We start from the raw sequence: 19,963 nt of genomic DNA on the forward strand, positions 1-19,963 counted from the left end.
GTGGATTGGCAGTTTAAAGGAACAGTCCGGGGCCCGGGCGGGTTCCTTCGGGGAATTTGACGCCCACTTTCTGGATCTTGTTCCCGTCCATGACGGCAACTGTCCAAATAGTTCCATTCCATTCAATCTGGTCGCCCACCACCGGCTCGCCGCGGTTCTTCTGCACGATGAACTGACTGAGCGGCATTCCGGGGTCAATGCCATCGAGTTTCAGGCCATACAGGGCCGCGACTTCACCCAGCCGTGCATCGCCTTCAAGTACGAAGTCGCCGAAGAAGCGCAGGTCCAGACCACGTTGCGGTGCCTGGCTGAACAGTTTGCCCAGCGCCGGAAGATCATGTTCGTGACCGATCACACACAGTAGGTCACCCACTTCCAGCGTCGTACTGCCGGACGGATGGAGCAACTGCTGGCCCCGGAACAGCGCGGCAATACGCGTGCCTTCAGGCATTTTCAGCTCACGCAGTGCCGCACCGATGCACCACTTTTCAGCGCCCAGACGGTAGACGAACAGCTCCCATTCACTGGTGACGTGCACCTCCAGCGCGGCCCGGGAAATAGGCGCGGGGTCAGGCGGAACCGTCACTTTCAACAGTTTGGCCATCCACGGCAGGCTGGTGCCTTGCAGCAACAGCGAGACCAGTACGATAAAGAACGCCAGGTTGAAGTACAGCTGCGCATTGGGCAGCCCGGCCATCAGCGGGAACACGGCGAGGATGATCGGCACCGCGCCGCGCAGGCCGACCCAGGCAATAAACGCTTTTTCGCGGCCATGAAAGGCCTTGAAAGGCAGCAGGCCGACCATCACCGACAGCGGGCGTGCGACCAGAATCATCCACAGCGCCAAGCCCAGTGCCGGTATTGCAATCGGCAGCAGGTCGTGGGGCGTGACCAGCAGGCCCAGCACCAGAAACATGCCGATCTGTGCCAGCCAGGCCATGCCATCGAGCATGTGCAGGATGCCGTGGCGGCTGCGGATCGGCCGGTTACCCAGCACCAGCCCGCAGAGGTAGACCGCGAGAAAACCGCTACCGTGAATGGCGTTGGTCAGGGCAAAGATCGCAAGCCCCCCGGCAATCACCAGAATCGGGTACAGGCCAGCCGCCAGATTGATGCGGTTGACCAGTTGCAGCAGAATCCAGCCGCCGCCCAGGCCGATGAAACTGCCGATACCGAACTCCTGGATCAGATGCCCCAGCAGCCCCCAGTGCAAACCGGTCTGCCCACTGGCCAGCATGCCGATCAGGGTAACGGTCAGGAACACAGCCATGGGGTCGTTGCTGCCCGATTCTATCTCGAGGCTGGCGGTGACCCGCTCGTTCAGGCCTTTGCCGCCCAGCAGGGAGAATACCGCCGCAGCGTCTGTCGAACCGACGATTGCGCCGATCAGCAGCCCCTGGATAACGCTCAGATTGAACAGCCAGGCTGCCACCATGCCGGTCAGTACCGTGGTGATCAGTACGCCCACCGTCGCCAGCGACAAGGCAGGCCACAGCGCTACCCGGAAACTGGCAACCCGTGTGCGCAGCCCGCCGTCAAGCAGAATGACAGCGAGCGCGAGGTTGCCGACCAGGTAGGCGGTAGCGTAGTTATCGAAGATGATCCCGCCGCCATCCACGCCCGCCACCATGCCCACGGCCAGAATGATGACCAGTATCGGGATGCCCAGACGTGATGAAAGAGAACTGACCAGGATGCTTGCGGCTACCAGCAACGCGCCGACCAGGAACAGGCTGTTGATGGTGGTGGCGTCCAAGGGCGGTACTCCGTAGAAAACTGAATTGAAGCGAGAGGGGCGAAAACTGACCATGCAGTCCGCGTGCCAAGCGATTTAACCTGTTGAATTGCTTGGCTGTCAAAGATCAATTTCCGGCGGATCACGCAGCATAGGCGTTCCAGAGCACATGACTCGTTGCAATCCGGCGGTCGACACAGACTTATATACCGCAAGCCAAACCTTTTTGCGGCCTATTGTCGGGCTCCAGCCATAAGAAGGTTTTCATCATGGACGATGAAGTTGCAGCAAATCAAAAGGACGGAAATCCGTTCGACGATGACCGGAATCCGCATGCAGAGTTCTGGGCGCGGGTGAGAGAAGACTTTTCGGTCAGCGATTACTTCCGGCTCAACCCGATCAATCTGCAGTCACCCGCCGCCCTGGCTGCGCGCGATGTGGCACAGGAGTGCCAATCGAGATGGGGTGTCGAGATCGACCCGGACGACACCCTGATCGCCACTCTGTATATCGAAGACCCGAAACTCTATCCGGCATCGCAACGGGCCAATGTCGTTCATTCGATGACGTTGACCCAGGCGCTGCTGCGTAACTGGCAACAAAAAGGCAACGGCGACTGGTTCGATCACCTTGGTCATCTGCAAGCCCACCGTGACGGAGGTTTCAACTGCCAGGTCGTGAACGAAAAACTGCCAGCTTATGACTGCGTTGCATATGAGGCTGTCTACCGGAAAACTGACCCCCAGCACTACGACTCGACTACGCAACTTGCCATCACTGCCGAGGCATTCAAGCAATACATCTGGGATCATAATCTGCAATCGGGCTATCTAGCCTACCTGAAGCTGTTCTGGCAGGCGCACGCCGAAGACTACAACCTGATGCTCAAGGCCGGACTGTTCAAGGCGGCCTTGCTGCAAGCCGACGAACAAACCCTCAAGGCCGAGCACAAGGCCATGATACTGGAGGCGCTCGGCTTGCCTGGCGATCGTGGCTGGAAAGAACTGAGTTTCGACGACTTTGTCGCCGCACCTGTTTCCACTCGCGTGACGATTTCCGAATTGCGGGTACATGGCTACTGCGCCGTCGACATCATGGTTATACACAGTGCCGATTCGCCGACGATACTGCTTTATATCCCCGGTAACTCGTCGCCCATTCACACCTTCAAAAACGCCGACGCACTCAAGGATTGGGTCGCGCTGATGTGCAGGGATCCAGGCAAACGCCGGTCTTTCGAGGGGCATTTCAGCGCTGCGGATGACGTTGATGGTTTTTTCTACAGCGGTGTCGCTACTGCCCTGAAAGGCTTTGCTGTTTACCCTAAGCTGCTGAACGCCGCGACCGGTGCGTGGAACCCGCGCAAACTGGTGCAGTTCGGTGAGCCGCTGCAGCCTTGGCCGTTCTCGCACTTCAAGGATCGGATCAAGGCAAAGTCCGAAACCGATGCGCTGCAAAAAATCCGCAACCACGACGACTACTGGAAAGAAGAAGTCAGCAGTGGCTTGAGCGAGTGCGTGTCCGTTCTAGGTGGCGTCGCCATCATCTTTCCCGAGCTTATGCCGGTGATTGCGGGGCTGTCTCTTGCGCTGGTGGGGCTTGGCGTCGACGCGGCAGCGAGTGGTCGCACGCTTGAAGAGCGTCAGGCAGGGCTTGGGCGGATTGCTTTCGGCGTATTGAATGCGTTGCCGATCCTTGCCGAGGAGGGCGCTGCGGTCGAGGCAGGAGTTGAAACCGGGCTGGTTGACGAGGCGGGTGGCGGTTATGAGGTTTCGGGCCCCTCTACAATCGACCCGACGATAGAGGTCGAGCCGGTTCCTGTTTTCAGGGAAGAGCCTCCAGCCTTGCGCTCGCTCGATGCAAAAATGCGTCGCCTGTTGCGTGCTCTCGAGGTGCCTCAAGAATTACCGGGTTTGGCACCGGGCGAAGCGGCTGGTATCCATTCGCTGGAAGGCAAACGCTACATTGAACTGCATGATCGTGTTTTCCGGGTGGAGTGGGTGCCGCAGGAAAAGCAGTACCGAATTCGCACGGCCTCGGACCCGCGTGTCTGGGGACCCTATGTGAAGACTATCGACAAAGGCTATTGGGATCTGGACCTCAAGCTGGGGTTGCGTGGTGGGGAGAGCTTCGATGGGTCGCAATTGCCGCCCGTCAGCGAGGCAGAAAGTGCCGTCACGGAGGTCATGCCTGACGAGCGCGCGGTCGAGGTTCAGCGCTGGGGACCCAAGGTGCAGGTCGAGTTGCCTCTGGATAAGATCATGATCGAGGATGTCCTGAGCCAGGAAAAAGGAACGGTCGTAGAGAAATACTTCATTCAGATTGGGGGCGTTAGAAAGAACGTCTATTACGATGCCGATATCCTGTGCTGGAGAACTGATCCGTCTTCAAACGGCCTTGTGTGGCTGGACCGCTATGGGGTCTGGAACGGCGGGTCGGAAGATGCATTCAGGAAGGCCGGGGCAAAACTGCCACAGAGCCGCCGCTTCGAAATCTACTCTTTCCCTCGTGTGCCCAGGTTACCTGCAGATGCCGAGCCCGTCAGCCGTGTGATTCATCATATATGGCTGGGCGAACGCATGCCGGGCGATCACCTGCTGGAAAAGATGCTCGACAACATGCGCACCAGCCCGGACTTGCGCTTCGAACTGCATATCGATATCAACCACCCGACGGCGCATCAGCAGTTGCTGGACTACTTCAGCGCACATCCACAGATGCGGATTTCAAGGCTCAAGGAAGAAGCGTTCTTTCCCAAGTTCCTGAGTGGTGAAAATGGCGAAGCCTTCAACTATTTCATGCACTCGGATAATCGTAATTATGCGGCCGCTTCGGATATTTTGCGTTATCGACTGATCAACGAATACGGCGGCATTTATCTTGATTGTGATGACACCATTAATGTCCCTTTTGCAGGCATCCCGTTGAAAGCCGGGCCCAATGATGTATTGCTGGGCAGGCGTTTGGGTGCACAGCAACTGAGCTACACCGGGCCAGGTAACAGCCATTTCGCCAGCCACCCGGACAACCCGGTCCTGAAGAGGATCCTGAAAGAAATAAATACGCGTTTCCAGAATGAAAAACAGACCAACAAGGCGTTTTTCAGTACGCGCAGATCCTTCATCGACCACAGCAGTGAAGCCTTGCGTAGCGCCTCGAGAGACCGAATGACACCGTACATGACGCGCATTTCCGACCTGACCGGCCCCAAACTCATGTCAGACGTCTTGAGAAAGCTGCGACCTGACTATTTTGATCTGCTGGAGCGTTCCTATTTGCCGGTCGATGAGGTCTTGTCCGTGTTGTACATCGAACACCTGAGCGAGGCCGTGGACTTTTATTTTCCATTCAAGGGCAGGGCGAAAATTTCCCCGGGCTCCGAGAATGGCTGGTAAGGCTTCAGTGTTTGCAGCGGCTCGTCGGCTGAGCCGCTGCATGCATTCAACGTCAGGTGAAGAGTATAGATAGTTAGCGCCACCAACGCTCTGATGAATGATTACGTGCATGACTTCTCTCATACAGGAAGGCGTCATGACACCTTACCCCCTGGAAATACCTAAAACCGACCAGCAACTGCTGCGTGCACGTGCGCAGCAGTTCGTTCTCGATTATCCCGATCTTTACGATCTGGCACATACCGCCGCCAGCAGGATCATTCTTCAGCACACCCAACGAGTATTCGCCCCGGAGCAGGTGTATTGGCATCGTTTCAGCAGTGCCAGCAGCAGTCCGCGCACGTTTACCGGCTGGCAGCATTCCGGAACGCCCGTTCAGTCAATGACCTTGATCGAGCTGCTCATGCGGCACTTCAGCGCCCACGATCAGGAAGCCAGCGACGAGCTTTCCCTGTATGGCGGTTTCTATACCGATGGCCCGGATCACGGGTTTTTCGACGAGCGCAATGAGGTGCCCATGCTCCCTCAGGACGTGCTCAAAGACATGTGGACGCTTGATTTCAGCGCGCAGTACACCCGCCATATGGAGCGTTTCTGGAGCCTGCACAGCGAGAACTTTTGCACCCTGGTCAAGGCACGTTATCTGGTTGCCGCCAGTCACTGTCTGGGCAAGGGCCATCTTTCAGCCGACGATTTCAAGCACGTTACGTGCGTTATCACCGCTGACCCTTTGCAGACCCCTACGCTTAAGGCGTTGCAGAGCCCGCTTCCCTCAACCCCCGGTGTCACGGTACATACGCTGGATATCGATGGCATCAAGGCCCATGACATGTTGCGTATTGTCACCGCCGCTGGCCGAGAGATCATCTACTGGCCTGATGCCGAGCAGCCTTTCATGGCGTTCGATAGTGAGCGCGCGGTGTACCGCTGGCTCAAGACCCGGTTTATGGGCGAGCACGCAGACAAGGCGATAACCCACCAGTTTCTGCGTGGGGAGGCGTCGCGGACAAAAGACGGTGAGCGGTTCTTTCGCGCGGTGAGCCAGTTGCTAGCGCACGATTGGCGTGCCGACGTTCGACTCGTCAATCTTGTGCAGGCGCCGATTGCGGGCGACCCCTTCGTGTATTTGCGAGACGTTGCCCGTCAGGGAATGGCCGCCGATTCGCGTGAACTGCTGACCTCCAATGCTGATCTGCGCAAGCAGATGTGGATCGGCTACCTGGGGGCGTTCATGCAGGCGTTTGGCGGGCTCGCGCCGCTGGGTTGGCCGATCGCCTTGACGCTGGTTGGCGCAAGCCTCGCCAATACCGGTTTGAATATCGATCAGGCGCTCAATGGCAAAACCGCAGCGCAGCGCAAGGCTGGCGTGCTTGGCGCGATCATCAACATCATTTATCTGCTGTTCAATCTGCCTCTTTTAATGTCCATACGTACCGTCCCCCAACCTTTGCCGGTGGCCGCAACCGAAGGCCTGCCGGTCTCCAGCGAAGTAATTGAAGGCGGCAGCGCGCCGGCCCATGCGCTGGACAATATGGAGGGTAACCTGCTGCTCGACAGCCTTACGCCTTCAGCCGCAGAGGGCCGGTTTCGTGGCATCTACACGCTGGGCAATGGCGAAACCTGGATCAAGCTTGCGCAACTGCCTTATCGCGTGATGTTCAACGAGTTGCAGCAGTGCTGGTTTATTGTCAACCCGGACAATCCTTTTGCGTTCGCAGGCAGCAAGCCGGTGCGCCTGAGTACCAGCGGAGAGTGGACGTTACTTGACTCGCCTGGTCTGCAGGGCGGTGCCCCGATGGATGTGCAGGTGCCGTCAAGCAGTACATCCGCCGCGACGGGCAAGTCTTATGTGACCGTGCACTCGGCGTTTTGGGACACGTACCTGCAAACGGACCTGTTCAATGAGCAACACTATGCCGAAATGGCCTTGGCTCGGCAGAAAGACGTGATGACGATTTGGGAGCCAGGCCCTGAAGATACGGCCATGTCGGATTCCTCACCCGAAGGCGATGAGGTGTACAAGGACCCTTGGCATGGCAAACATCGGGTTTTCAAGCTTGGTGAGGACGACTACTACGGCAGAAATATCATGCTCTATACCCAGGAGGATTGTGAATTCAATCGATTCCTGCGTACGGGCAAAAGCAATAAGGCCAATCAGGTGCGACTCATCGAACGACTGGTCGAGGACATTAATGTGGTGGGATATAACAATGATGTCGAGTTGTATCGGGGTGGCAGCGGTGATCGGGGTACCTCGGGTGTTGTGTTTCGCAACGGGCAGATCAAGGTCGGCGATGTGCTGGTCAATACCGATATCACTTCGTTCAGTGAAAACCCTTATGTGGTCGGCGCATTCGCCAGCAGTCGAGCCGGCGCTCCCACGAACGCAGTGACTGGGCCGGTAACGTTCGATGACACTTCGGTGGTGTTCATTTTGCCCAAGGGTCAATATTTGAGGGCCACCCCGATTGCGCCGTTTTCAGCTTCGCCCGACGAGGCTGAGTCGATCTTTCTGCCCGGGTGCTATTTTCAGGTCGACAGTATTGAAGAGGTAGTCGGCGAGTTTTATCGCCTCATGAAAGTCCAGATGCAGGAGGTCGATCGCCCGGTTCAGGGACAGGTGCTCTACGATTTGCGTACAGGCGAACCCTTCAGTCGAGAGCAATACGCGCTCAAGTTGGGGGCAGATGCCAAGGCATTGGTCGACCGGTTTTTTCCGCTGAATCCACTGACTGACCTGTTCAGCCCTCACTGATCAAGTGCCGCCCGGTTTTATTTAAAACCAGTCATCGCGCATGGCAAGGCAAGTGTCATCGCGGTTTTCCAGAATGCTCAGTTCGTGATGGCAGCCCGGTACTTCCCATGTCAGGAAGTACCGGGCTGCTTGCAGCTTGCCCTTGTAGAAGTCGTTGTCGGCCGAATGACCTTTGCCCAGACCTTCCTCGGCGCGAATAGCCTGTTCCAGCCAGCGCCAGCCAATAATGGTGTGGCCGAATACCTTGAGGTACAGCGCCGAATTGGCCAGTGTACTGGTGATTCTGCCTTGCGCCAGATCGGTCAGCAGGCCGAGGGTGACAGCCTGCACATGAGTGACCAATTGCTCCAGAGGTTGGCGCAGCTCATGAAGTGAATCGTAAGCCTGCGCCCGCTCGCATGTATCGGATATCAGGCGCAGCAGTTGCTTGAGGCCGGTGCCACCGTTCTGCGCCAGCTTGCGGCCAAGCAGGTCCAGCGACTGAATGCCGTGAGTGCCTTCATGAATCGGATTAAGCCGGTTGTCGCGGTAGTACTGCTCAACAGGGTATTCGCGGGTATAGCCATGACCGCCTAGAACCTGAATCGCCAGCTCGTTAGCCTTCAGACAGAACTCCGAGGGCCATGACTTGACCACCGGAGTCAGCAGGTCCAACAGTTCATGGGCATGCTTGCGGGCGTCTTCGGTTTCGCCGGTCTGTGTGTCGTCGAACAGTCGCGAGGCATACAGGCACAGGTCGAACGCGCCTTCCACGTAGGCTTTCTGGGTCAGCAGCATGCGCCGCACGTCGGCGTGCTGAATGATCGGAACAGGCGTGCTCTCGGGGCTCTTGCTGTCAGGCAGCCGACCTTGAGGTCGGTCGCGGGCATAATCCAGAGAATACAGATACCCCGAGTAGCCGAGCATGACCGCGCCCAGGCCGACGCCGATGCGTGCTTCGTTCATCATCTGGAACATGTAACTTAGCCCGTGGTGAGGCTTGCCGACCAGATAGCCGACACACTCACCGTTATCGCCGAAATTCAGCGCGGTGGAGGTCGTGCCTTTCCAGCCCATCTTGTGAAACAGTCCAGCCAGTAGCACATCGTTGCGCTTGCCGAGGCTGCCGTCGTCGCTGACCAGAAACTTGGGCACGATGAACAGCGAGATACCTTTGACCCCGCCCGGCGCGTCCGGCAGCTTTGCCAATACCATGTGCACGATATTTTCCGAAAGCGCGTGATCGCCACCCGAAATGAAAATCTTGTTGCCACGCAGTCGATAAGTGCCGTCGTCTGCCGGTTCGGCGCGGGTGCGAATGTCTGACAGCGACGAGCCTGCGTGTGGCTCGGTCAGCGCCATGGTGCCAAAGAAGCGCCCCTCGATCATCGGTTGCAGAAAGCGCTGTTTTTGTTCGTCGTTGCCGAAACTCTCAATCAGGTTCGCCGCGCCCATGGTCAGGAAAGGGTAGGCCGTGGTTCCCACATTGGCTGCCTGAAAGTGGGCAAAGCAGGCCTGTGATAGCAAGGTCGGCAGCTGCATTCCACCTGCTTCAAAATCACGCGATGCGTTGAGAAAACCGGCGGCGAGAAATGCATCAACCGCAGGCTTGACCTCGGGGATCAGATTCGCTTCGCCATTTTCATAGCGCGGCTCGTTTTCATCGGCCTTGCGGTTGTGCGGCGCAAAATACTTTTCCGCGATGGTACGCGCCGTCCCCAGCGCTGCATCAAAGGTTTCCCGCGAATGCTCGGCAAACCGCTCACGCCGCGTCAGTCCTTCGGCGTCCAGCACTTCATACAGCTCGAAAGCCAGGTTTCGGGAACTGAGCAGCGACTCGGACATGATGGCGTACCTATTCTTGGAATAGGCTCAAGTCTAGGTCGGGTTGAGGGGGGAGGGTAGCAAGATTGATTCGGGTGATGGTCGAGCGTGTGCGGGGGGTATCGAGAGCAGACGCGGAGCGTCCAGAGCATGGGAACGGTCGGTGTCTTTCGGACACCTCTCGTTCCGCACGCTCCAGCGTGGGAATGCCTTTCTTGACGCTCTGCGTCATCTGTTACCGAGCGGCATCAGCCGATCGTCATCAGGCTCGCATTGCCACCCGCCGCAGCAGTGTTGACGCTCAATGCCCGCTCTATCACCAGACGTTCCAGCGGCACGTTGGTTTCACCGTGGGACAGGCCGTTGACGCCGACGATGGTACCGCTGCGCTGGGCGATCTGCTGGCAGATGGCGCGTAGCTGATCGGAATCGCCGTGGTGCAGGACTGCGTCGATGGCGACTTCGTCCTTGGTCCAGTCAGGGATCAGCTTGATGCGTGCCTGCACGTCCTTTGGCAGACGAGCGCGCAACGGCTTGCTGATGTCTGTTTCCGGCCACACAGCAGAACTGCCGACAGCCAGCACGGCCGCCAGTTGAATCAGCAGGTCGTTCTCGTCATCCGCCAGGCAAAGCACGTGTTCACGCGGCAGAATCGCATAGCTGTTGCGCTCGCCGGTCGGGCCGGCCAGTTGGCGGGTGATGCCGCTTTGCGATTGCTCGGCGTATTGGCTGCACAGGGCATCCAGTTCTGCTTGCTGGTTACCGACTGCCCAGATCTTCAAGGCTTGCAACGGTTTGCTCAGGATGTCACGCAGGCGGGTGTCCGGAGCAGACAGTGCATCACTGCGCACGAACGATTTCTCGATAGCATCCTGCGGACGCGTCGACAGCAGGCGATACAGGTAAAGCGGGCCACCGGCTTTAGGGCCGGTACCGGACAGGCCTTCGCCGCCAAACGGCTGAACCCCGACCACCGCACCGACGATGTTACGGTTTACATAGACGTTGCCTGCGTTGACGTTGTCGATGACCTTGGCGATGGTCTCGTCGATGCGGGTATGAACACCAAGGGTCAGGCCGTAGCCGGATGCATTGATCTGGTCGATCAGCAGGCCGAGCTCCTTGCGCTTATAGCGCACCACGTGCAGCACCGGGCCGAAGATTTCGCGTTGCAGCTCATCGAAGCTTTCCAGCTCGATCAGGGTCGGCATCACGTAGGTGCCGCGCTTGAGCTGCGTGCTGTCGGCAATGGCCACCTGATAAACCGTACGGCCTTTGTCGCGCATGGCCTGGATGTGTTTTTCGATACCCGCTTTGGCCTCGGCATCGATCACCGGGCCGATGTCCACGGACAGACGCTCCGGGTTGCCGAGACGGCTCTCGGCCATCGCCCCCTTGAGCATTTCGATGACGCGGTCGGCAGAGTCTTCCTGCAGGCACAGCACGCGCAGTGCCGAGCAGCGTTGCCCGGCGCTGTCGAAGGCCGAAGAAACCACATCAATGACAACCTGTTCGGTCAACGCCGAAGAGTCGACGATCATCGCGTTCTGACCGCCGGTTTCGGCTATCAGCGGTATAGGGCGGCCCTGCGAGTCCAGGCGACCCGCCACATTGCGTTGCAGCAGGCGGGCAACTTCAGTGGAGCCGGTGAACATCACGCCTTTGACGCGTTCGTCGCCGACCAGCCCGGCACCTACGGTTTCGCCACGACCGGGCAACAATTGCACCACGCCTTCCGGGATACCGGCTTCAAGCAGCAGGCGTACGGCCTGAGCGGCGATCAGCGGTGTTTGCTCGGCCGGTTTGGCCAGCACCGGGTTGCCCGCAGCCAGTGCAGCAGCGACCTGACCGCTGAAAATTGCCAGCGGGAAGTTCCACGGGCTGATGCAGACCACCGGCCCCAACGGACGATGGGCGTCGTTGGTGAAATCATTGCGCGCCTGTACGGCGTAGTAACGCAGGAAATCGACGGCTTCGCGCACTTCGGCGATGGCGTTGGCGAAGGTCTTGCCCGCCTCACGGACCAGCAGACCCATCAAGGGCTGGATGTCGCTTTCCATCAAATCGGCAGCACGTTCCAGAATTGCGGCGCGTTCGGCAGGTGGTGTTGCCTGCCAGATCGGACCAGCGCTCAAGGCGCACTGGATAGCGTTATCGACATCCTGCAGCGAGGCTTCCTGAACATGACCGACCACATCACGCAGGTCCGATGGGTTCAACGCGGCAGTCAGTGTGCCTGCGCTGGCCGGGCAGCCGAGCATGGGGGCGGCTTTCCAGTCATTGTGCGCCGTGGCGAGCAGGGCCGAGGACAGCGAAGCGAGGCGATGCTCGTTGGCCATGTCGATGCCGCTGGAGTTGGCGCGCTCGGTGCCATACAGGTCGCGCGGCAGCGGAATACGCGGATGCGGCAGGCCGAAACCGCCTTCCTGTGTTGCCATGCGTTCGATCTGGCTGACCGGGTCGGCCACCAGTTCCTGAATGGAGATCGAATGGTCGGCAATTCGGTTGACGAACGACGTGTTGGCGCCGTTTTCCAGCAGACGACGGACCAGATAGGCCAACAGCGTTTCATGCGTACCGACCGGAGCGTACACGCGGCATGGACGATTCAGCTTGCCGTCGGCGACCTTGCCTACAACCTGCTCGTACAGCGGCTCACCCATGCCATGCAGGCACTGGAATTCATACTGGCCGGGGTAATAATTCTGCCCGGCGATCTGATAAATAGCCGCCAGGGTGTGCGCGTTGTGTGTGGCGAATTGTGGATAAATGACTTCCGGTGCCGCCAGCAGTTTGCGGGCACAGGCGATGTACGAGACGTCGGTGTACACCTTGCGCGTGTACACCGGATAGCCTTCCAGACCTTCGACCTGGGCGCGCTTGATTTCGCTGTCCCAATAAGCGCCCTTGACCAGACGGATCATCAGGCGGTGGCGACTGCGCCGAGCCAGATCGATCACGTAATCGATCACATAAGGGCAGCGCTTCTGGTAAGCCTGAATCACGAAGCCAATGCCGTTCCAGCCAGTCAGCTGCGGTTCGAAGCACAAGCGTTCGAGCAGATCCAGCGACAGCTCCAGACGATCAGCCTCTTCGGCGTCGATGTTCAGGCCGATGTCGTACTGCTTGGCCAGCAGGGTCAGCGACAGCAGGCGCGGGTACAGTTCTTCCATCACGCGCTCGTACTGGGCGCGGCTGTAGCGCGGGTGCAGCGCCGACAGCTTGATGGAGATGCCCGGGCCTTCGTAGATGCCGCGGCCGTGGGAGGCCTTGCCGATGGAGTGTATGGCCTGCTCGTAGGACGCCAGATACTTCTGTGCATCATGCTCGGTAAGTGCCGCTTCACCCAGCATGTCGTAGGAGTAGCGGAAGCCCTTGGCTTCAAAACGACTGGCATTGGCAAGGGCTTCGCCGATGGTTTCGCCGGTGACGAACTGCTCGCCCATCAGGCGCATGGCCATGTCGACGCCCTTGCGGATCATCGGTTCGCCGCTCTTGCCGATGATGCGGCTCAGCGAAGATGTGAGACCTGCCTCGTTGTGAGTGGCGACCAGCTTGCCAGTCAGCAGCAGGCCCCAAGTGGCAGCGTTGACGAACAGCGAGGGGCTGTTGCCCAGGTGCGGCTGCCAGTTGCCGTTGCTGATCTTGTCGCGAATCAAGGCATCGCGCGTGCCCTTGTCCGGAATGCGCAGCAACGCCTCGGCCAGGCACATGAGTGCAACGCCTTCCTGCGAGGACAGCGAAAATTCCTGCAACAGGCCTTGAACAATACCAGCGCGGCCGCCAGCGCTTTTCTGGTTACGCAGCTTTTCGGCAATCGACGCGGCCATCTTGTTGGTGGCTTCGGCAACAGGTGCAGTCAGGCGCGCCTGCTCCAGCAGCATCGGCACCACTTCCTGCTCGGGGCGGCGGTAGGCGGAGGTAATGGCCGCACGCAATACCGACTGCGGCTGAATGCTCTCGGCAAAATCCAGGAAGCATTGCAGGCCTGTGTCTTCCGCCACTTCGCCTCGGTCTTCGTTGTCTTTGCCGGACGTGCCATTGAGCTCCAGCAAGGTTGCACCACTCTCCAGCTTTTCCAGGTAATTGAAAATCGCCTGCTTGATCAACCAGTGCGGTGTGCGGTCGATCGATTGGGCGGCGGCTTTCAATCGCTCGCGGGTCGGGTCGTCAAGTTTGACGCCCAGAGTAGTGGTGGCCATGTGTTGTCCTCATTATAGCCACGCGGCGGTGGCATCGGCTTTGGCGAAGATTAGCGCCGTGACGGGGTGAGGTGCAACCGAGTGCAACCCTATTTCGACAATATTTTGTGACATTCCCGGCAAGCGGCCCGCAATAGCATTGCTTTGCCCAGAGCTGGTGCGCGATTGTTTGTAGAAAGGGTCGAAAACGCCCTAAAATGGAGCAGAAAAGCACCTGTAGCCGTTTTTTTGTAACAGGTGCAACTTGCGCGATGAAATGGGTTGCACCTTGTTTGGTTTGTTTAATAGGATTCATTCCCGCGGTGCAGCCGCCAGCAATTGATTGCCGATCCTTGCGGAGCGATCAGTCAACGCGGTGTCGGGTGCAAAAGCACGGATGCGCCGAATATCGGTCGCTATTCCCTTTGGCACCGGGTGCCAACATAAAAACAATGCCAAGGCAGAACTCATGAGTGTCAGCAACCCTACCTTGATCACGTTTGTGATCTATATAGCGGCAATGGTCTTGATCGGCCTGATGGCCTATCGCTCTACCAACAACCTTTCGGATTACATCCTCGGCGGTCGCAGCCTGGGCAGCGTTGTAACAGCGCTTTCAGCAGGAGCCTCGGACATGAGCGGCTGGCTGTTGATGGGTTTGCCGGGGGCTATCTATATGTCCGGCCTGTCGGAAAGCTGGATCGCCATTGGCCTGATCATCGGCGCCTACCTGAACTGGCTGTTCGTGGCCGGTCGTCTGCGCGTGCAGACCGAGCACAACGGTGACGCCCTGACCCTGCCGGATTACTTCAGCAGCCGCTTCGAAGACAACAGCGGCCTGCTGCGCATCATCTCGGCCATCGTGATTCTGGTGTTCTTCACCATCTATTGCGCCTCGGGCATCGTTGCGGGTGCGCGTCTGTTTGAAAGCACCTTCGGCATGTCCTACGAAACCGCCCTGTGGGCTGGCGCTGCGGCGACCATTGCCTATACCTTCGTCGGTGGTTTTCTGGCCGTGAGCTGGACCGACACCGTACAAGCCACGCTGATGATCTTCGCTCTTATCCTGACGCCGATCATCGTCCTGCTGGCAACAGGCGGGGTCGATACCACCTTCCTGGCCATTGAAGCGAAAGATCCGACCAGCTTCGACATGTTCAAGAACACGACTTTCATCGGCATCATTTCCCTGCTTGGCTGGGGTCTGGGTTATTTCGGCCAACCGCATATTCTGGCGCGCTTCATGGCGGCTGATTCGGTCAAGTCGATTGCCAGCGCCCGACGTATCTCCATGGCCTGGATGATCCTGTGTCTGGGCGGTACTGTGGCGGTAGGCTTCTTCGGTATCGCTTACTTCTCCGCGCACCCGGATGTGGCCGGGCCGGTGACCGAGAACCCGGAGCGGGTGTTTATCGAGCTGGCCAAGCTGCTGTTCAATCCATGGGTTGCCGGTGTGCTGCTGTCGGCCATTCTGGCTGCGGTGATGAGCACGCTGAGCTGCCAGTTACTGGTGTGCTCCAGCGCGCTGACCGAAGACTTCTACAAGGCTTACCTGCGCAAGGGCGCTTCGCAGCTTGAGTTGGTATGGGTCGGGCGTGCGATGGTGTTGCTGATCGCGATCATTGCCATTCTGCTGGCCGCCAATCCCGAGAACCGCGTGCTGGGGCTGGTAAGTTATGCCTGGGCAGGGTTCGGCGCAGCATTCGGCCCTGTGGTGCTGATATCTGTGCTGTGGAAAGGCATGACACGCAATGGTGCGCTGGCCGGGGTAATAGTCGGTGCTGCGACTGTCGTACTCTGGAAGCAGTTCAGTAGCCTTGGCCTGTATGAAATCATCCCGGGTTTCATCCTTGCCAGCATCGCCATCGTGGTATTCAGCCTGATCGGCAAGCCTGCGTCGGCGTCCATGCAGGCACGTTTCCTGGCGGCTGAGCAGGAGTTCAAAGCCAACCGCTGATAACGCTGCTTAATGACCTGATGAAATAAAAGCGGCCCGCACTTTCTGCAAGTGCGGGCCGTTTTTTTAGCGCTTGATTCAAGGCCTGCGCACGGCTCAGCTCTTGTTGTGATCAATATCGAGATTATAAAAAGTGGCCCTGCCACCTTCCGAGGTATACCCGGTATTGTCCTGGGTATAAACACCGGCCTTGAAATACAAAGGCTTGTCGCGCCAGGTCTTGCTGATGCGCTTGCTCCAGTCGGTGTCATTGACACTGACAGTCAATTTCCCGCCCTTGCTCAGGTGAATGACGTAATTGAATGTCTGATTGAGCTTCACACCTTCGACTATCTTATAGACCTTGCTTTCGTCGTCATCGAAACGATTGCGAACTTTCGCAACGATTTCTCCAGTCTTGGTGTCTTCCTTGTATTGATACTCGACTTTCAGAAGAGGCTCGGTGCTTTCATAGGCATGTATCTGGCCGATCACGATCTTGCCGGAAGAAGGCACCTGATCGACTTCCAGTTTAGCGTTCAGATAGTTGTCCGCATCGGGATATACCCAATTGTGCAGTGATCCATCTGACCATGTTTCCCGTAACTCGCTGCGTGAATATTTGGCGTTTTCGGTTTTGGTCCCGGTTACCGGAGACCAGAACACAATGGAGTCCGATTTCGACTTGAAGTATTTGCCGTCATAACCTTTCACAAGCTGAGCGGTCGTAATGGTCCTGGGAGGTGAGTCCACTGGAATGCTGAGTTGGTACGATCCAAGATCGATCATTTTTAATCCTTCCGCGCATGTCTTTTGCTACCAAGGGGGCACCTCTAGCAAGAGGGTTTGATCGCGTTTTATACGGATTGTAGGGCGATTTGTTAATGAAAAATTGTCGAACCAATGACGTCAAAGTGCTGTCACTTTTCCTGCAGGGCAGAGCCTGCAACGCGTGTAGAGAATGACCGTTAGTCGGGTAGATCGAACTTTGATGGTAGGGAAGGGGTGCCTTGCTTCTGCTTTTTGCGAGACGGGGCTAGAGTGATTCCAAAGTATGACGGTCGTCCTGAAACCCAGGCGTCATGCCCACACAGAGAAGCAGCATGGAACGCGTGCCAACACAGCCACATGATGGCTCTTCGGTTTTACTGGTTGTAGACGATTACCCGGAAAATCTGGTGACTATGTGCGCTGTTCTGCAAAGAACGGACTGGCATATCGTGACTGCGAGTTCAGGAATCGAAGCATTGACGGTGCTTCTTGAACAGGAAGTCGACCTGGTTCTGCTGGATGTGCAGATGCCGGGCATGGACGGCTTCGAAGTTGCCCGGTTGATGCGAGGCAGTCAGCGCACCCGCCTGACGCCCATTATCTTTCTCACGGCCAATGAGCAGACTCAGGATGCCGTGCAGAAAGGGTATGCGAACGGCGCGACGGATTACCTGTTCAAACCCTTCGACCCGAACGTTCTCAAGCCCAAGGTGCAGACCCTGCTTGAGCAGCAGCGCAATCGTCGTGCGCTGCAACAGCTTTCGCTGGAGCTTGAGTCGGCTCGTGCGTTCAACGCTTCAGTGCTGGCCAACGTCGCTGAAGGCATTCTGGTCGTTGATGAGGCGGGCACCATCAGTTTTGCCAATCCCGCCATTTGCCAGTTGTTGAACGCTTCGGTCGATCAACTGCGCGGTACGCAAGTGCTGGATTACATCATCGAACCGCAAGTGGGCGACTGGCTGGAGTCAGGCTTCTACAAACACTATCGCAAGGCCGACACCTACCGGGTGCACGATGCCATTCTGCGTACCGCACAAGGCACGCAGTTGCCGGTCGCCTTGTCTTGCGCGGCGCTGCCTGCGGAGCAGAAGGCGATGGTGCTGACGGTTCTGGATATGTCGGTGGTCCGTGACCTCTATCAGCAACTTGAAAAACAGGCTGTTACCGACGCGTTGACAGGCCTGCTCAATCGCCGCGGGCTTTATCAGGCCGTTGAAGGCATGCTCCTGCGCAAGGAGCAGACAGACAAATACCTGGTTGTGCTGTTCATGGACCTGGACGGCTTCAAGCAGATCAATGATGCGCTGGGTCATGACGCCGGTGATCAGGTATTGCTCTGGGTCGCCGAGCAGTTCAAGGACAGCATGCGTCCCTATGATGTTCTGGCACGCATTGGCGGCGACGAATTCACGGTCGTGATCGACGGGCTTGATTACCCCGAACAGGCGGCCAAAATCGCTGAGAAACTCATTGAACGGGTGTCGGGAAGACGCCAGGTCGACGGTGTCGATATCACCCTGGGCGCCAGTGTTGGTATCGCGACCTTTCCGGACTGCGGCTCGAATCTGGACGGTTTGTTGCGTGCGGCAGATATCGCCATGTATGAGGCCAAGCGTGCAGGGCGTCAGCAATACCGGTTCTACGACCAGAACATGAACGGACGCGCTCGCTCACGGCTGATGCTTGAGGAAAGCGTGCGCACGGCCATCGACGGCAAGGATTTCTCGGTGGTGTACCAGCCCCAGATCCATGTGGCGGATGGTCGCCTGCGTGGCTTCGAAGCGTTGCTGCGCTGGCAGCATCCGGCGGTCGGCGAGGTGCCTCCTGCGCTGTTCATTCCCTTGCTTGAAGAGACCAGGCTGATCAACCGGCTCGGCAGCTGGATTTTCGATCAGGGTGCCGAACAGCGTCAGGCGTGGAGCCGGGTATTTGCTGCCGATGTGGTGCTGAGTGTCTGTGTCAGCCCCACACAATTCTGCATGCCCAACCTGGCTTCGGAGCTTAAGCGTGCCATGGATCGCTTCGAGCTCAAGCCAGGACAGATCGAGGTGGAAATCACTGAAAGCGCTCTGGTGCATAACCTTACGCATAGCCATAAACAGCTGAAGTCGCTGCATGACGTCGGCGTGCGTATTGCGCTGGACGACTTCGGCACCGGCGAATGCTCTCTGTCGCACTTGCGCAATCTTCAGCTCGACACCTTGAAGCTGGACAGGCGTTTTGTCGCCAATATCGTCGAGTCCAGGCGCGAGGCGGCGATGGCCAGCAGCATCATCGACCTGAGTCGCAACCTCGATATGCTGGTCATTGCCGAAGGGGTCGAGACCTGCGAGCAATACCAGTGGCTGGCGGACAATGGCTGTCAGGTCATGCAGGGCTTTCTGATCGCGCATCCGATGGTGTCCGAAGACGCGCTGCGCTTTCCAGGGCACTTTGAGGTGGCGGGGTTGAGGTCGGGTGGATTGCTGTAGAATGGCGTCTTTCGTCATCATGCAAAAGGCCCCATGACTGCCGCCAGCCATGCTCCACTCAAATACCTGCAGGCCTATCCGCAGACCCTGCAGGATCAAGTGCGTCAGCTGATTGCCCAGAACCGTCTGGCGGACTATCTGGAGCAGCGCTACCCCGAACGTCATCAGATACAAAGCGACAAGGCTCTTTACGCCTACGCGCTGGCGCTCAAGCAGGATCACCTGCGCAACGCGCCGGCTATCAGGAAGGTGCTGTTCGATAATCGCCTGGACCTGACCCATCGCGCGCTCGGGTTGCACAGCAAAATATCCAGAGTGCAGGGCGGCAAGCTCAAGGCAAGCAATGAGATTCGCGTGGCTGCCTTGTTCAAGGAAGCCCCTGCACAATTCCTGAAAATGATCGTGGTTCATGAGCTCGCACATTTTCGCGAATCAGACCATAACAAGGCGTTCTACCAGTTATGCGAGCACATGCTGCCCGGGTATCACCAGCTGGAATTCGATCTGCGCGTCTACCTGACCTATAACGAGCTGCAAGCTTTGAGCTTAAAGCTCGCAGCTGACCTTCCTAGGGATACCCGAGCACGGCCTTGATGCCGTTCACGTTGCGGGCGATCCATGTTTTGTCGATGGCACCCCAATTGCGAATACGGTAATTGCCTGCATGATTGCGGGCACCTTCCTGCTGTTCGAACTCACACACGATGTCCAGATCGGAGAGCGCGCTGATGGTGTCCTGAGCGGTGCGGCGTGGCATGCCGGTCACGGCTGTCAGTTCGGGTACGCTGCTGGCGAGTTTCGAATCAATCAGGTACGCCACGTACAGGCGGCGATAGAAACTGCTTTTGGTCTTGCTGACCTCCATCGACGAATCCCTTTTCAATGCTTTCAACGTGCAGCTTGCAGCTCAAGG

General features: G+C 57.9%; 10 protein-coding genes. 5 read left to right on the plus strand and 5 right to left on the minus strand.

Annotated features, from left to right (window positions below):
- Positions 1–13: 13 nt before the first annotated feature.
- Positions 14–1,756, minus strand: coding sequence for a potassium/proton antiporter (locus tag RGM3321_RS23200; RefSeq protein WP_055010350.1), 1,743 nt, complete (start codon positions 1,754–1,756; stop codon positions 14–16).
- A gap of 248 nt (positions 1,757–2,004) precedes the next feature.
- Between RGM3321_RS23200 and RGM3321_RS23205 the strand changes: the two genes are divergently transcribed.
- Both RGM3321_RS23205 and RGM3321_RS23210 read left to right on the plus strand, forming a co-directional pair.
- Positions 2,005–5,130: a DUF6543 domain-containing protein gene (locus tag RGM3321_RS23205; protein WP_244394993.1), complete on the plus strand. Its 3,126-nt coding sequence runs from the start codon at positions 2,005–2,007 to the stop codon at positions 5,128–5,130.
- Positions 5,131–5,266: 136 nt separating this feature from the next.
- Complete coding sequence (locus tag RGM3321_RS23210) at positions 5,267–7,888, plus strand: DUF6543 domain-containing protein (RefSeq protein WP_244394994.1); 2,622 nt, start codon at positions 5,267–5,269, stop codon at positions 7,886–7,888.
- A 21-nt stretch (positions 7,889–7,909) separates the two neighbouring features.
- On the opposite strand, the gene RGM3321_RS23215 is transcribed toward RGM3321_RS23210, so the two are convergent.
- Together RGM3321_RS23215 and putA are read right to left on the minus strand one after the other, a co-directional pair.
- Positions 7,910–9,712, minus strand: coding sequence for an acyl-CoA dehydrogenase (locus RGM3321_RS23215; RefSeq protein WP_244394995.1), 1,803 nt, complete (start codon positions 9,710–9,712; stop codon positions 7,910–7,912).
- A gap of 227 nt (positions 9,713–9,939) precedes the next feature.
- On the minus strand, positions 9,940–13,893 hold the full coding sequence (gene putA, locus RGM3321_RS23220) for a trifunctional transcriptional regulator/proline dehydrogenase/L-glutamate gamma-semialdehyde dehydrogenase (protein ID WP_244394996.1): 3,954 nt from the start codon (positions 13,891–13,893) through the stop codon (positions 9,940–9,942).
- 448 nt (positions 13,894–14,341) lie between these two features.
- On the opposite strand from putA, the gene putP reads away from it, so the two are divergent.
- The gene (gene putP, locus RGM3321_RS23225; protein ID WP_244394997.1) at positions 14,342–15,829 is read left to right on the plus strand and encodes a sodium/proline symporter PutP; all 1,488 of its coding nucleotides are present in this window, start codon (positions 14,342–14,344) and stop codon (positions 15,827–15,829) included.
- A 96-nt stretch (positions 15,830–15,925) separates the two neighbouring features.
- Here the strand turns inward: putP and RGM3321_RS23230 are convergent, their stop codons facing one another.
- Positions 15,926–16,597 (minus strand): polysaccharide lyase family 7 protein, encoded by a 672-nt coding sequence (locus tag RGM3321_RS23230; RefSeq protein ID WP_244394998.1) that lies wholly within the window; start codon positions 16,595–16,597, stop codon positions 15,926–15,928.
- Positions 16,598–16,911: 314 nt separating this feature from the next.
- Here RGM3321_RS23230 and RGM3321_RS23235 point away from each other — a divergent pair, with 314 nt between their 5' ends.
- Both RGM3321_RS23235 and RGM3321_RS23240 read left to right on the plus strand, forming a co-directional pair.
- On the plus strand, positions 16,912–19,050 hold the full coding sequence (locus RGM3321_RS23235) for an EAL domain-containing protein (protein WP_244394999.1): 2,139 nt from the start codon (positions 16,912–16,914) through the stop codon (positions 19,048–19,050).
- Between the two features lie 33 nt (positions 19,051–19,083).
- Positions 19,084–19,644: a M48 family metallopeptidase gene (locus tag RGM3321_RS23240; protein ID WP_244395000.1), complete on the plus strand. Its 561-nt coding sequence runs from the start codon at positions 19,084–19,086 to the stop codon at positions 19,642–19,644.
- On the opposite strand, the gene RGM3321_RS23245 is transcribed toward RGM3321_RS23240, so the two are convergent.
- A complete protein-coding gene (locus RGM3321_RS23245; protein ID WP_244395001.1) occupies positions 19,619–19,915 on the minus strand; it encodes a winged helix-turn-helix domain-containing protein in 297 nt (98 codons plus the stop codon). The two genes, RGM3321_RS23240 and RGM3321_RS23245, sit on opposite strands and share 26 nt — an antisense overlap.
- Positions 19,916–19,963: the final 48 nt, after the last annotated feature.

It is taken from the genome of Pseudomonas sp. RGM 3321, from assembly GCF_022836805.1.
GTDB lineage: Bacteria > Pseudomonadota > Gammaproteobacteria > Pseudomonadales > Pseudomonadaceae > Aquipseudomonas.